The sequence below is a fragment of the Roseococcus sp. GW821-FHT12F05 genome (assembly GCF_058806835.1).
This window is the reverse complement of the sequence record NZ_JBXAQB010000006.1, coordinates 186,959-200,113: the sequence shown is the minus strand read 5'-3', so window position 1 is coordinate 200,113 and position 13,155 is coordinate 186,959. Positions and strand designations below refer to the sequence as shown.

General features: G+C 72.8%; 13 protein-coding genes. 6 read left to right on the top strand and 7 right to left on the bottom strand.

Annotation, left to right across the window (positions count from 1 at the left end; all coding sequences use genetic code 11):
- Positions 1 to 612, top strand: coding sequence for an NUDIX hydrolase (locus AC1ROY_RS17295; protein WP_493150099.1), 612 nt, complete (start codon positions 1 to 3; stop codon positions 610 to 612).
- A 6-nt stretch (positions 613 to 618) separates the two neighbouring features.
- Here the strand turns inward: AC1ROY_RS17295 and AC1ROY_RS17290 are convergent, their stop codons facing one another.
- A complete protein-coding gene (locus tag AC1ROY_RS17290; RefSeq protein ID WP_493150098.1) occupies positions 619 to 1,323 on the bottom strand; it encodes an SH3 domain-containing protein in 705 nt (234 codons plus the stop codon).
- A 50-nt stretch (positions 1,324 to 1,373) separates the two neighbouring features.
- Positions 1,374 to 1,658: a hypothetical protein gene (locus AC1ROY_RS17285; RefSeq protein WP_493150097.1), complete on the bottom strand. Its 285-nt coding sequence runs from the start codon at positions 1,656 to 1,658 to the stop codon at positions 1,374 to 1,376.
- A gap of 24 nt (positions 1,659 to 1,682) precedes the next feature.
- On the opposite strand from AC1ROY_RS17285, the gene AC1ROY_RS17280 reads away from it, so the two are divergent.
- Positions 1,683 to 1,886 (top strand): hypothetical protein, encoded by a 204-nt coding sequence (locus AC1ROY_RS17280; protein ID WP_493150096.1) that lies wholly within the window; start codon positions 1,683 to 1,685, stop codon positions 1,884 to 1,886.
- Here the strand turns inward: AC1ROY_RS17280 and AC1ROY_RS17275 are convergent.
- The 5 genes from AC1ROY_RS17275 to AC1ROY_RS17255 are packed head-to-tail and all read right to left on the bottom strand — an operon-like array spanning position 1,883 to position 6,235.
- Positions 1,883 to 3,631 carry an ABC transporter ATP-binding protein gene (locus AC1ROY_RS17275; RefSeq protein ID WP_493150095.1) on the bottom strand — a complete coding sequence of 583 codons (1,749 nt, stop codon included), beginning with the start codon at positions 3,629 to 3,631 and terminating at the stop codon, positions 1,883 to 1,885. The two genes, AC1ROY_RS17280 and AC1ROY_RS17275, sit on opposite strands and share 4 nt — an antisense overlap.
- Before the next feature lie 13 nt (positions 3,632 to 3,644).
- On the bottom strand, positions 3,645 to 4,847 hold the full coding sequence (locus tag AC1ROY_RS17270; protein WP_493150094.1) for a CCA tRNA nucleotidyltransferase: 1,203 nt from the start codon (positions 4,845 to 4,847) through the stop codon (positions 3,645 to 3,647).
- Complete coding sequence (locus tag AC1ROY_RS17265) at positions 4,844 to 5,089, bottom strand: hypothetical protein (protein WP_493150093.1); 246 nt, start codon at positions 5,087 to 5,089, stop codon at positions 4,844 to 4,846. Before AC1ROY_RS17265 ends, AC1ROY_RS17270 begins: the two co-directional genes overlap by 4 nt.
- 10 nt (positions 5,090 to 5,099) lie before the next feature.
- On the bottom strand, positions 5,100 to 5,639 hold the full coding sequence (locus AC1ROY_RS17260; protein ID WP_493150092.1) for an NUDIX hydrolase: 540 nt from the start codon (positions 5,637 to 5,639) through the stop codon (positions 5,100 to 5,102).
- A 50-nt stretch (positions 5,640 to 5,689) separates the two neighbouring features.
- Complete coding sequence (locus AC1ROY_RS17255) at positions 5,690 to 6,235, bottom strand: DUF1285 domain-containing protein (protein WP_493150091.1); 546 nt, start codon at positions 6,233 to 6,235, stop codon at positions 5,690 to 5,692.
- A gap of 164 nt (positions 6,236 to 6,399) precedes the next feature.
- Between AC1ROY_RS17255 and AC1ROY_RS17250 the strand changes: the two genes are divergently transcribed.
- The 4 genes from AC1ROY_RS17250 to AC1ROY_RS17235 all read left to right on the top strand — a co-directional run bounded on the left by AC1ROY_RS17250 (position 6,400) and on the right by AC1ROY_RS17235 (position 13,122).
- On the top strand, positions 6,400 to 7,395 hold the full coding sequence (locus tag AC1ROY_RS17250) for an AAA family ATPase (RefSeq protein ID WP_493150090.1): 996 nt from the start codon (positions 6,400 to 6,402) through the stop codon (positions 7,393 to 7,395).
- The gene (locus tag AC1ROY_RS17245) at positions 7,388 to 8,251 is read left to right on the top strand and encodes a DUF58 domain-containing protein (RefSeq protein WP_493150089.1); all 864 of its coding nucleotides are present in this window, start codon (positions 7,388 to 7,390) and stop codon (positions 8,249 to 8,251) included. Before AC1ROY_RS17250 ends, AC1ROY_RS17245 begins: the two co-directional genes overlap by 8 nt.
- 96 nt (positions 8,252 to 8,347) lie before the next feature.
- Positions 8,348 to 11,032 carry a DUF4159 domain-containing protein gene (locus AC1ROY_RS17240; protein ID WP_493150088.1) on the top strand — a complete coding sequence of 895 codons (2,685 nt, stop codon included), beginning with the start codon at positions 8,348 to 8,350 and terminating at the stop codon, positions 11,030 to 11,032.
- Positions 11,032 to 13,122, top strand: a complete 2,091-nt coding sequence (locus tag AC1ROY_RS17235) for a hypothetical protein (protein ID WP_493150087.1) — start codon at positions 11,032 to 11,034, stop codon at positions 13,120 to 13,122. Before AC1ROY_RS17240 ends, AC1ROY_RS17235 begins: the two co-directional genes overlap by 1 nt.
- The last annotated feature ends 33 nt before the right edge of the window (positions 13,123 to 13,155 follow it).

The window sequence follows — 13,155 nt, the reverse complement described above, 5'->3', positions numbered from 1 at the left end:
GTGCGGCCGAAGGACGCGGCCAGCCTGATCCTGTGGAAGGACGGGCCGCGGGGCATCGAGATCCTCATGGGGCGCCGGCACCACAACCTGCGCTTCATGCCGGGCGTGCTCGTCTTCCCCGGCGGCCGCGTGGACCCGGACGACCACCGCGCGCGGCCGATCAGCCCCCTGCCCGCGGAGACGCGGCGCATGCTGGAGATCAGCGCCTCCCCGGCGCGGGCCACGGCACTCGCCCATTGCGCCCTGCGCGAGCTGCATGAGGAGGCCGGCCTCGTCCTGGGCGAGATGGAGGGCGACCGGCTCCGGCCCGATTTCGCGCCCCTGAGCTACCTGACGCGCGCCATCACGCCGTCGGACCGGCCCATGCGCTTCCACGCGCGCTTCCTGATCGCGGAGGCTCGGCATGCGAAGGGCAAGATCCAGGGCTCGGGTGAGCTGGAGGAAATCCGCTTCTTCGCGCTGACGGAGCTGCACGCGCAGCCCGTGGCGAAGATCACCGCGATGATCCTGGCGGAATTCGAATCCTGGCTGGCGACGCCCGCGGCGGAGCGCGTCCACCGCCAGTTCATCCGCATCCAGGGCCGCGACAACCGTCTGCCGGAAAAGGCCTGAGCGGCCTCAGCGGCCCGGCGTCTCGAGCACCGAGGCGTGCACCCAGCCCATGGCGCTGCCGGCCTGGCCCACCTGGTACCAGCCGCCCGGCGCTTCGCCGATCACCTCCAGCGTGCTGGAGGGCGGCAGGGTCCGGATCACCTCGCCGCCGCGGGTGGCGCTGCGCAGGTTGGCGCCGCTGCGCGAGGAGACCATGACGGTGTTGGTCGGCCGTGACGGCTCGGCCGGCGCCGCTGCGACGGTCTCTGCGCCCGGCTCGCCCGTCGGTGCGCCGGGGATCGGCAAGGGCGGGAAGGTCCGCGCCATCGCGCGCGATGTGACGGGGCCGCCGCCGTCGAAGCAGCGATCCACCATCTCGACGAAGACGCGCGAGGCCTCGGGGCCGGTGGCGCCGAGCACGAAATTCGACATGCGCGGCGCATCGCCCTCGAAGGACACCACGGCGACATAGGGCACGAAGGGATCGCTGACCGAGCCCGTGGCGCTCGATCGCCCGCAGACGGCCAGGGTGTTGGGAAGCGCCTGCGAAAAGACCTGCACGCCGCGCTGCTGCACCGACTGGGCGCGGAGCCGGCCCTTGATCGCGGTCGCGGCGGCGTCGCGGGCGGCCTGCTGGCGCCCTTCCGGCGTCGAGGAGCGGGACGCGGTCTCATCCTCGCGGCACGCCGCGAGGGCGAGCAAGGCGACGGAGAGGGCGAGGACGACACGCATGTCCGACTAACGCGGGATGCCGCCGGTCGTTGCGGTTGCGCCGCTTGATCCTAAGATAGATGCGGCGCGAAGCGGCGGATCAGCCGCATCATTTCGGTCGCGCTGGTATCGAGCGCGTCGAGCGGCACGCGGACCTTCCGCAGTCCGGAGCCCCGGTTCCCGGCGCCGCTGAGGAGGTCGGAGCCGACCTCCATCGCTTCGGCCAGCTCCAGCTCGATGATATTGGCGCTGTTGCCGAGCCCGAGATTTGTCGCCGTCCCCACCGCCGGCCAGGGGATCAGCACGCCGCCGGAGCGGCGGTCGCGAAAGCCTTCCGGGGAAAGGGTGAGCTGCACTGTGCGATCCAGCCCGATCCGCAGATGGGCAAGCCCGATCGCGACGAAGCCGAGGCCGGCGATCCAGGCGAAGGCCAGCGGCCCGATCGCGGCGCCCTGCCAGGAGCCATAGGCCGCGAAGCCGCAGAAGATGAGGCCGATGCCGAGCTTGGCCGCGATGACGAGGACATGTCCGGCGCGCAGGCCGTTGCGGATCTCGACGACGTCCAGCCTGTCCCCCTCTGCTAAGCCGCCGCGAAAGCCTGGGTCCGCACCAGCCGCGCGTAAAGCCCGCCCTGCGCCATGAGCTCGGCATGCGTGCCCTGCTCGATGGCGCGCCCCTCCTCCATCACCACGATGCGGTGGGCGTTCTGCACCGTCGCCAGCCGGTGCGCGATGACCAGCGTGGTGCGGCCCTCGCGCAGGGTGGCGAGCGCGGCCTGCACGGCGGCCTCGTTCTCGGCGTCGAGCGCGCTGGTGGCCTCGTCCAGCAGCAGCACGCGGGGATTGCGCAGCAGGGCGCGGGCGAGGCTCACGCGCTGGCGCTGCCCGCCCGAGAGCCGCCCGCCGCCCGGGCCGAGCGGCGTGTCGTAGCCGGCGGGCAGCGCCTGGATGAAGGTGTGCGCCTGGGCGGCCCGCGCCGCGGCCTCGACCTCCTCGCGCGTGGCGCCGGGCCGGCCGCAGGCGATGTTGGCGAGCGCCGTGTCGTCGAAGATCACGGCCTCCTGGCCGACATAGGCGATGGCGTCGCGCAGTTCCGTGAGGTGCACGTGGCGGATGTCGGCGCCGTCGAGCAGGATCCGGCCCGAGGTCGCGTCGTAGAGCCGCGGCAGCAGCGCGATGGCGGTGGACTTTCCCGCGCCTGAGGGGCCGACCAGCGCCACCGTCTCGCCCGGCGCGGCACGGAGGCTCAGCCCCTCCACGGCTGGCACCGTGCTGCCGGCATAGTGGAAGCCGACGCGGTCGAAGACCACCTCGCCATGGCCCGAAGGCAGTGGGCGGGCGTCCGGCGCGTCGGCGATCTCGCGCCGGATGTCGATCACGCCGAAGACGCGGACGAGGCCGGCCAGCCCCTCCTGCAAAGCCGCGTTCAGCGAGCCGAGCGAGCGCACCGGGCGGGCCGCGATCAGCACGGCGGCGACGAAGCCGGTGAACTCGCCGATCGTCCCCTGCCCCGTGGTCACCCGCCAGCCGACCACGCCGAGCACCACGCCCACCGTGAGCCCGCCCAGCGCCTCCAGGATGGGATCGACGCGGGCGCGGGCGCGGACGATGCGCTGGAGGCTTCTGCGCAGGTCGGAGAAGGCCGCGGCGGCGCGGGCCTCCTCCTGCTCCTCCAGCCGGTAGGTGCGCACGACGCGGGCGCCGGCAAAGCTCTCGTTGAGCAGGGCGCTGGTCTCGCCGGCGCGGTCCTGCATGCCGCGCGAGGCGCGGCGGATGCGCTTGCCGATGGTCAGGATCGGCCAGGCCGCAACGGGGTAGAGCAGCGCGGCCATGGCGGCAAGCTGCCAGTCCAGCCAGATCATGGAGCCGACGAGGCCGATCACCGTCAGCAGGTCGCCCATGCCGTTGATGCTGCGGGTCAGCGCCTCGCGGATCTGGGTGGCGTCCAGGGTGAAGCGGGTGACGTGGCGCGCCGGCGCCTCCGCGCTGACGGCGGCGTAGTCGGCGCGGGTCAGCGCGGAGAAGAGCGCGTTCTGCAGGTGCTCGATGCTGCCGAGGACGGCACCCTGCATGGTGGTCTGCTGGAAGTACATGGCGGCGCCCCGGGCCGCGGTGACGAGGACGATGACCGGCGGCAGCAGCCAGACGATCCGGGAATCCCCGGCGCCGAAGCTGTCGAAGGCCTGCTGGATGATGACCGGGTAGAGCGCGGTGATGCCGGCCAGGATCAGGGTGAGCAGCACGGCCATGGCGAGGCGGCCCCGCTGCTGGTGCAGGTGATCGCGCCAGAAGCGCTGGATCAGGGGAAGCGAGGCGGTCTCGGAGGACATGGGGCGCGGGGTATCAGGAAGCGTCCCGCTCGACCAGTTCGCGGAGTTTTCGGAGGCAGGCGGCGTGATCGGCCGAGGCGCCGGTCTGGAGCCACCAGTCGCGGACCTCGGCGAGCAATTGGCCGATGCGCGGGCCATGCGGGACACCAAGGGCGATGACATCACGGCCCTGGAGGGGAAAGGCCGGGCCGAGGCCGGGTTCCAGGTGGTCGAGCAGCGTGCCGTAGTCGAGCTCGGGGTGCTGGGCCGCTGCGATGAGGAGGATTTCCCCTGGCAGGGCGGCCTCGCTGCGCAGGCGCGCGGCGGCCCGGAAGCGGCAGAGGGCGGCGGGATCGCGCTCCTCCGGGCCGGGGGCGTCGGCGATGGTGTGGAGCGCGCGAAGCCGCGCGGCCTCCTCGCCGGAGAGCTTCAGGCGGGAGGCCAGCATCGAGGTGTCGACACCGACAGGCAGGAGCAGGGCGATGCGCAGCAGGATATCCGTCACGCCTCGGGCGAGGGCGATATCCAGCCGCGAGGGATCGCCCGCCTCGGGCAGCACGGCCGGCAGGACGCCCGTCTCGATCATCAGCCGCAGCGCGGCGCGGGGATCCTCCGCCTCCATGAGCCGCTTGAGCTCGCTCCAGACGCGCTCGGCCGAGAGGCGGGCGAGGCCCGGCACCGCCTCGCGGATGGCCTGGATCGCGACGGGGTCGGGCTCCGCGCCGCCGTAGCGCGCGTGGAAGCGGAAGAAACGGAGCGCGCGGAGGTAGTCTTCACGCAGGCGCTGGGCCGCGTCGCCCACGAAGCGCACGCGACGCGCTTTCAGGTCCGCCGTGCCGGAAAAATAGTCGTGCAGCACGCCGTCGGCGCCCATCGACATGGCGTTGATGGTGAAGTCGCGCCGCTCCGCGTCCTCGCGCCAGTCGGTGGTCCATTCCACCTCGGCGTGGCGGCCGTCCGTGGTCACGTCGCGGCGGAGCGAGGTGACCTCGATGGGCACGCCGTGCAGCACCGCCGTCACGGTCCCGTGCGCGAGCCCCGTCTCGAAGACCTTGAAGCCTGCCGCCTTCAGCCGGTCCGCGATCTCCTCCGGCGGGAAGGGCGCCGCCATGTCGAGGTCGCGCACCGGCAGACCCGCCAGCGAATCCCTGACACAGCCGCCGACCGCCCGGGAGCCTGCCAGCGCCGCAAAGACCCGCTGAGGGCCCTCGGCGCGCAGATAGTCCGGCAGGCTCACCGCCCGGTCCCGTGGATGATCCCGCCGCGCTCCATCCGCGCGGGCACGTAGTCGTCGCCCTCGAAGCTGCGCGACAGCCCGTAATAGATCGCCGCGGCCACCCCGCAGAGCACGCCGATCGCCGCCAGCGTAATCAGCCGGCGCGAAGGCTCGTGCCCCGGCTTCCGCCCCGCCATCCGCCACCAGACGGCATAGGCCAGGAAGGGCAGCGCGAAGAAGAAGAACTCGATGAGGACGCCCATGAGGCTGTGCCTAGCCGGCCCGCAGCGCTGTGGCGAGATTTACCAAGATGGTCGCCGTCGCGCCCCAGATGAAGTGTTCGCCATGCGGCCAGACCCAGTATTCCCGCATCCGCCCCTTCCACTCCGCCCGCTCGCGGCGGGGCGCCGCGGGGTCGAGCAGGATGGAGAGCGGCAGCTCGAAGGCGGTCTCCACCTCGTCCGGCGAGGGAATCAGGGTGAAGCCAGGCCGCAGCGAGGCCAGGATGGGCGTGATCTCATAGCCCGTGCCGGTGAGGTGCCGCGGCAGCCGGCCCATCACATGCGGCAGGGCCGGGTCCAGCGCCACCTCCTCATAGGCCTCTCGCAGCGCGGCCTGCTCGGGCGACTCGCCTGGCTCGATGCGGCCGCCGGGGAAGCTCACCTGTCCCGCATGGTTGTTGAGGTGGGAGGCCCGCTGGGTCAGCAGCACGCCGGGCTCGTCTCGGTGCAGCACCATGGCCACCAGCACCGCCGCCGGCTTGATGATGGTGCCGGGCGGCAGCAGGTGGTCGTCGCCGGTCGGCGGCGGCATGGCCTCCAGGAATCCAGGATCACGCAGCCGGGCGCAAAGCTCCTCGGCCGTCACTCCGCCGCCACGTCGAGGGCAGGTTCCTCGTCGATCGGGAAGAAGACGCCCTCGCTCCAGACGCCCATGATCTGGCGGTCCTCGATCCGCTCGGTCACGGCCAGGGCCACCATCTCGTAGAAGACGGGGCGAGCGATTCGCGCCTCGATCCCCGGCCGCACCGTGAGGTAGGGCCGCGGCTCGCGCGTACGTGGGTCCAGCTGGATGCGGATCGGGTGCTCCGCGTTGCAAGGGATGACCTCGTCGCAATTGGTGCGGAAGCTGAGGCACTGGCGGATCGGCCCGCCATCGCCGCAATCGCAGTCGCGCCAGACCATCTCGACTGCCACGAAGGGCGCGTCCTCGACGGTAATGCGGCCTTTTTCCACAGGCGTCTCAAGGAGATAGCCGCCATCCTCTGCCCGCTTCAGCACCGAGGCGAAGAGGCAGACCAGCTCCTTGCGGTTGATCGGGCTGCCCTTGTAGTACCAGGTGCCGTCACGGGCGATCCGCATGTCGATCGTTCCGCAGTCATGCTTCTGGCGGAGGGGCAGCTTGCCCATGGATTGATCAATCCGCCGCGCGCAGTCGGGGAGTTCCACCCCAATCGATGCTTTGATCCCGGCTTCGGGCGGCATAGGCTTTCCTGGCAATCACCGTGTGGTCCGGCGAGGTTGCCCAACGCAGCATCGCCGCCACACCTCGTCAATATGGGAATCGCAACCAGATGGGTGAAGTGGCCGACGCAGAATCCCTGATCGCCGATATCGAGGCCCTGGGCGGCAAGCTCCAGAAGGCCCGCCAGTCCGTCGGCCGGGTGATCTTCGGCCAGGACGAGGTGATCGACCAGGTGCTGATCACGCTGCTCTCCGGCGGCCATGTACTGCTGGTGGGCGTGCCGGGCCTGGGCAAGACGAAGCTGGTGGACACGCTCGGCACCGTGATGGGGCTCGACGCGCGGCGCGTGCAGTTCACGCCGGACCTGATGCCGGCGGACATCCTGGGCTCCGAGGTGCTGGAGGAGGGCGCGGACGGCAAGCGCGCCTTCCGCTTCCTCCAGGGCCCCGTCTTCTGCCAGTTGCTGATGGCCGACGAGATCAACCGCGCCTCGCCGCGCACGCAATCGGCGCTGCTGCAGGCCATGCAGGAGCACAAGGTGGCCATCGGCGGCCAGATCCTGCCCCTGCCCGAGCCCTTCCACGTGCTGGCGACGCAGAACCCGATCGAGCAGGAAGGCACCTACCCCCTCCCCGAGGCCCAGCTCGACCGCTTCCTGCTGGAGATCGAGGTCGACTATCCGAATGCTGCGGCCGAGCGCGCCATGCTGCTCGCCACCACTGGCGCCAGCGAGGCGAAGCCCGTGGCGGCCATGACGGCACGGGAGCTGATCGCGGCCCAGGCGCTGATCCGCCGGATTCCGGTGGGCGAGCAGGTGGTGGACGCCATCCTCAAGCTGGTCCGCGGCGCGCGGCCGGGCGCGGACGGGCTTGAGACGGTGCGCCACAACCTCGCCTGGGGCCCGGGGCCCCGCGCGGCCCAGGCGCTGATGCTGGCCACGCGCGCGCGGGCCGTCCTGGACGGCCGCCTCTCGCCGAGCCTGGACGATGTGCTGGCCCTGGCCGAGCCGGTGCTGCGGCACCGCATGGCCCTCTCCTTCGCGGCGCGGGCCGACGGGGTGAAGCTCTCGGACGTGATCGCCGAGCTGAAGGCCAGTCTTGGCTAGCCCCACGGAAGTCACGCATCTCCGGGCGGAGGCCGCGGCCGCCCGGCTGCCGCCGCTCATCGTCGAGGCCGAGCGCGTCGCGAACACGGTGATGCAGGGGGTGCATGGGCGCCGGCGGTCCGGCCATGGCGATGCCTTCTGGCAGTTCCGCGCCTATTCGCCGGGCGATGCCGCCTCCTCCGTGGACTGGCGGCAGAGCGCCAAGGCGGATCGGCTCTTCGTGCGCGAGACGGAGTGGGAGGCGGCGCAGACGGTGCTGCTCTGGCGCGATCCGTCGCCCTCGATGCGCTGGCGGTCCGACCGGAACCTCGAGGAGAAGGCGGCGCGGGCCGACCTGCTGCTGCTGGCGCTGGCCTCGCTGCTGCTGCGCGGGGGCGAGCGGGTGCGGCTGATGCCGGGCGACCGGCAGGCCTTCATGGGGCGCTCGGCGCTGCCGGCCCTGGCGGCGGCGATGATGCGGCCGGCGCCGGCGGAGGCCGAGGAGATCACCCTGCCCCGGCATGCGCGGCTGGTGATGTTCGGCGACTTCCTGCAGCCCCTGCCGGAGCTGCAGGCGATGCTGTCGCGCTATGCGGCGCGGCCCCTGCGGGGGCAGATGCTGCAGATCCTGGATCCGGCGGAGGAGAGCCTGCCCTATTCCGGGCGCATCCGCTTCGACGGGCTGGAGGGCGAGGCGCCCTTGCTGGTGCCGCGGGTGGAGACGATCCGCAGCCTCTATGCCGAGCGGCTGGCGGCGCATCGCGAGGGTCTTTCGACCATGGCGCGGGCGGCGGGCTGGGGCTTTTCGACGCATCGCACGGACCAGCCGCCGCATCTGGCCCTGCTGTCCCTGTGGCAGGCGTTGGCGCCGTCATGAGCTCCATCGTATGCTGACGAATAAATCTGATCGGAGATGCAAGAACATGGTGGACATACATGTCCACCTTGCAGGGTCTTTCAGGGCGCAAGCTGAATGATCACCTTCGCCGCCCCTCTTCTGCTCCTGGCGCTGCCGGCCCTGCCCTTGCTGTGGTGGCTCCTGCGCGTCACGCCCCCCCAGCCCCGCCGGATGGACTTCCCCGCGGCGATGCTGCTGCGCGACCTCCCCATCGCCGAGGAGACGCCGGCGCGCACGCCCTGGTGGGTGCTGCTGATGCGCATCGCGGCGGCGGCCCTGCTGATCCTGGGGCTGGCGCGTCCGGTCCTGGGTCCCGGCGCCACAGGCTCGGGCGAGGGCACGCTGCTGCTGGTGCTGGATGACGGCTGGGCTTCGGGTCCCGACTGGCCCCTGCGGGTGGCGATCGCGCAGGCCGAGCTGGACCGCGCGGAGCGCGAGGGCCGCCCCGCGGCGCTGCTCACCACCGCGCCCGGCGAGGGCGCCGCGCCGCCGCGCGTGATCGGGCCCATGCCTGCGGCGGACCTCGCGCCGCGGCTGGCGGCGTTGCGGCCGCGCTCCTGGGCACCGGACCGGCAGGCGGCGCAGGCCGCGCTGGAGGCCTGGAGTGGCCGATCGGAACGGTTTTCCGCCCTCTATCTCTCGGACGGGATCGCGCATCGTGGCGACGACACGGCCGAGGCCTTCATGGCCCGGCTCCAGGCGGGCGGCGCGCTGATCCTGGCCCGGGCGGAGGAGCGGCCGGTGCGGCTGCTCGCGCCCCCGCGCACCGAGGGCGACCGGCTGATGCTGACCCTGCGGCAATCGCCGGTGAGCACGCCGGGCGAGGCCCAGGTGATCGCCCGCGCGCAGGACGGCCGCGCGCTCGCGCGCACGACCTTCCAGCTCGGCGCCGGCGCCACGGAATCCGAGGCGGTGCTGGAGCTGCCGACGGAGATCCGCAACCGCGTCTACCGGCTGGACCTCGCGGACGAGGCCGGCCCCGGCGGTGTGGTCCTGCTGGACGAGCGTTTCCGCCGCCGCCCGGTCGGGCTGCTGCCGGGCGCCGAGGAGACGGCCGCCGACGCGCCGCTCATCGGCGACCTCTTCTATCTGGAGCGGGCGCTGAACCCCTTCGCCGAGCTTCGCCGCGGCGAGGTGGACCGGCTGCTGGCCCGCCCGCTCTCGGTGCTGATCCTCGCCGACCGGCCCGTGGCGGAAGGGCCGGAGATGGCCGCCCTCACCCGTTTCGTGGAGCAGGGCGGCATGCTCATCCGCTTCGCCGGGGCGCGGCTGGCCGAGCATCCGGATTCGCTCCTGCCGGTGCAGCTGCGGGCGGAGCGGCAGCTGGGCGGCTCGCTCTCCTGGGAGCAGCCGCAGCACCTCGCCCCCTTCGCAGAGGGCTCGCCCTTCGCGGGCCTGCCGGTCCCCGCCGAGATCAGTGTGGAGCGCCAGGTGCTGGCCGAGCCTTCGGCGCGGCTGGCGGACCGGGTCTGGGCCCGGCTGACCGATGGAACCCCGCTGGTCACGGCGGAAACGCGCGGCCAGGGCCGCATCGTGCTCTTCCACGTGACGGCGACGGCGGAGTGGTCGGACCTGCCGCTTTCGGGGCTGTTCGTCAGCATGCTGCGGCGGCTGGTGGCGCTCTCCTCGGGCGTGTCGGGCCAGGAGGGCGAGGGTGCGCTGACGCCGCTGGAGGCGCTGGACGGTTTTGGCCGGCTGGTCCCGCCGCCGCCCGGCGCGCAGCCCATCCCGGCCAGCGGCGAGGCCGTGCCCTCGGCGCGCAACCCGCCGGGCTGGTACGGCACCTCCGGCGGCGAGGGATTCCGGCGCGCGCTCAACCTCGGCGACACGCTGCCGGCGCCGCGGCTGCATGCCAACCCGCCGGCCGGGACGACCCTGCGGACCATCGCCGGCATCCCGCCCGAGCGCGACCTCGGGCCCTGGCTGATGGCGGTGGCGCTGGCGATCCTGGCGATCGACCTGCTGGCCTCGCTGCGGCTGCGCGGGCTGCTGGGCTTCGCACGGGCGGCCGGTGTGGCGCTGGTCCTGATGGCGGGGACGGCGCAGGCGCAGGAGGATAACCTGCCGGCCCTGGTCACGCGGCTCGGCTATGTCGTCACCGGCGACAGCAGCGTCGACGAGACCATGCGGCAGGGCCTCGTCGGCCTCTCCGACTTCGTGAACCGCCGCACCGCCGCCGCCCTGGCCGAGCCGGCCGGCGTCACGCCGGGGCGCGACGACCTCAGCCTCTACCCCCTGCTCTACTTCACGGTACGGCCCGACGCCCCGGCGCTGAGCCCGGAGGCCGTCACGGCGCTCAATGCCTTCATGCGCAATGGCGGCATCATCCTCTTCGACACGCGCGACGAGGGCTCGGGCGAAGGATTTTCCCCGGGCGCGCGGGCCGCGCTGCGGCGGGTGACGCAGGGGCTGGCCATCCCGCCGCTCATGCCCGTCCCCGAGGAACACGTCTTGCGCCGCGCCTTTTACCTGCTGGCCGAGCTGCCCGGGCGCTTCGCGGGCGGCACGGTGTGGGTCTCGCGCGAGCAGGACCGCGCCAATGACAGCGTGAGCCCCGTCGTCATCGGCGGCCACGACTGGGCCGGCGCCTGGGCCGTGGATGCGCGCGGCCAGAACGTCCACGCCGCGGTGCCGGGCGGGGCGCGGCAGCGCATCCTCGCCTATCGCTTCGGCGCCAACCTCGTGATGTATGCCCTCACCGGCAACTACAAGGGCGATCAGGTCCACGTGCCCGCCATCCTCGAGAGGCTGGGCAATTGATGCAGACCGCCTTCGGCTTCGACTTCGCCCCCATCCTGCCGATCTGGCTGATCGCCTCCCTCGGCGTGCTGTGCCTGCTGGCGCTGGTCCCGGCCGCGATCCGCGGCGCGCGCGGGACCTGGTGGCGCGCGCTCGCCTTTCTTCTTCTCCTGGGCGCGCTCTCGCAGCCCCGCCTCGTCGAGCAGACGCGCGAGACCCGGCCGGACATCGCCCTCCTCCTGGTGGACCGCAGCGACAGCACCCGCGTCTCCACCAACCACGCCGCCGCCATCGAGGCCGCCCGCCGCCAGATCGAGGCCCGCATCGGCCGCATGCGCGAGGTCGAGCTGCGCGTGGTCGACGTGCCAGAGGGTGGCAACCAGGGCACCCGTGCCTTCACCGCTCTGGAGCGCGCACTCGCCGACATCCCCGCCGCGCGGCTGGCCGGCGTGCTGCTGCTCTCCGACGGGCAGGTCCATGACGTCCCCACCGATGGGACCGGCTGGGCGCCCGGCGAGGGCGTGCCGCTGCACCTCCTCATGCCGGGACGCCAGGGCGAGGTGGACCGGCGTATCCGCCTGCTGGAGGCGCCGGGCTTCGGCATCGTCGGCCGCAGCGTGGAGCTGCGGCTGATCGTCGAGGATCTCGGCGTGCCCACCCAGACCGGGCAGGCCCAGCTCACGCTGCGCCGCGACGGGCAGGCGCCGATCACCGAAAGCGTGCCGATCGGGCGCGAGCACCGCATCACCCTGCCCATCGAGCGCGCCGGCCCCTCGATCATCGACCTCGTGGCCGAGACGCGGCCGGGCGAGGTCTCCGACGTGAACAACCGCGTCGTCGTCGCCATCAACGGCGTGCGCGACCGGCTGCGCGTGCTGCTCGTCAGCGGCGAGCCGCATGCGGGCGAGCGCACCTGGCGCCGGCTGCTCAAGGCCGATCCGGGCGTGGACCTCGTCCACTTCACCATCCTCCGCCCGCCCGAGAAGGACGACCTGACCCCGCTCAACGAGCTGGCGCTCATCGCCTTCCCCGTGCGCGAGCTCTTCCAGGTGAAGCTGCGCGACTTCGACCTCGTGGTCTTCGACCGCTTCGCCAATCGCGGCATCCTGCCGCCGAGCTACCTCCGCAACATCGCCGAATATGTCCGCGGCGGCGGCGCGCTGCTGGTCTCGGTGGGGCCGGAATTCGTGGGCGGGACGAGCCTCGCCGCCACGCCGCTCGGCGCGGTGCTGCCGGCAAGGCCAGCCGGGTCGCAGGCCATCCTGGACCAGGCTTTCCGTCCCCGCATCACCATCCCCGGCGCGCGGCATCCCGTCACCGAGGGGCTGACCGGCGCCAACACCGAGACCGCCGATGCCAGCTGGGGCCGCTGGTACCGCACCATCCGCACCGACGCGCGCGCGGGCACCACCGTCATGGAGGGCGGCGGCGGCGCGCCGCTACTCGTGCTGGACCGCGTCGGCCAGGGGCGGGTCGCGCTGATGCTGTCCGACCATATCTGGCTCTGGTCGCGCGGGCATGACGGCGGCGGGCCGCAGCAGGAGCTGCTGCGCCGCACCGCCCACTGGCTCATGCGCGAGCCGGAGCTCGAGGAGGAGGACCTGACGGCGCGGATCGAGGCCGGGCGGCTGATGGTGAACCGCCGCAGCCTCGACGCCGGGGCGCCGCCCGAGGTCACCATCACCGCGCCGGATGGGGCCACGAGCCGCGTGCCGCTGGCCAATGGCGGCGGCGGGCGTTCCTCGGCCGATGCGCCGGCGGCGGCCCCCGGCCTCTGGCAGGTGAGCGACGGGCGGCGACAGGCCTTCGCGGCCGCGATGCCCGCCAACCCCCCGGAATTCGCCGACCTCCGCGCCGATCCCGCGCGGGTGCAGTCGCTGGTGACGGCCACTGGCGGCGCGGCCCGCTGGTTCGGCGACGGCACGACCGTCCCCGAGATCCGCAGCGTCTCGGCCGGGCGCGACGCCCAGGGCTCGGGCTGGATCGGGCTGCGCCGCCGCGAGGACCACACGGTGACGGGAATCGCCGCCCTGCCCCTGCTGCCGCCCTGGCTGATGCTGCCGCTGCTGCTGGGTGTCGCCATCATCGCCTGGCGGTCCGAGGCGCGCTGATCCCGCGGCACCGCGTGACAGACGATGCAAAAA

Excerpts from the sequence above, each read along its gene's own strand:
- AC1ROY_RS17240 (WP_493150088.1), top strand. The coding sequence starts at position 8,348 with ATGATCACCTTCGCCGCCCCTCTTCTGCTCCTGGCGCTGCCGGCCCTG.
- AC1ROY_RS17265 (WP_493150093.1), bottom strand. The coding sequence starts at position 5,089 with ATGGGCGTCCTCATCGAGTTCTTCTTCTTCGCGCTGCCCTTCCTGGCC.
- AC1ROY_RS17280 (WP_493150096.1), top strand. The coding sequence starts at position 1,683 with ATGGGCAAGCCCGATCGCGACGAAGCCGAGGCCGGCGATCCAGGCGAA.
- AC1ROY_RS17250 (WP_493150090.1), top strand. The coding sequence starts at position 6,400 with ATGGGTGAAGTGGCCGACGCAGAATCCCTGATCGCCGATATCGAGGCC.
- AC1ROY_RS17275 (WP_493150095.1), bottom strand. The coding sequence starts at position 3,631 with ATGTCCTCCGAGACCGCCTCGCTTCCCCTGATCCAGCGCTTCTGGCGC.
- AC1ROY_RS17235 (WP_493150087.1), top strand. The coding sequence starts at position 11,032 with ATGCAGACCGCCTTCGGCTTCGACTTCGCCCCCATCCTGCCGATCTGG.
- AC1ROY_RS17260 (WP_493150092.1), bottom strand. The coding sequence starts at position 5,639 with ATGCCGCCGCCGACCGGCGACGACCACCTGCTGCCGCCCGGCACCATC.
- AC1ROY_RS17290 (WP_493150098.1), bottom strand. The coding sequence starts at position 1,323 with ATGCGTGTCGTCCTCGCCCTCTCCGTCGCCTTGCTCGCCCTCGCGGCG.
- AC1ROY_RS17255 (WP_493150091.1), bottom strand. The coding sequence starts at position 6,235 with ATGGGCAAGCTGCCCCTCCGCCAGAAGCATGACTGCGGAACGATCGAC.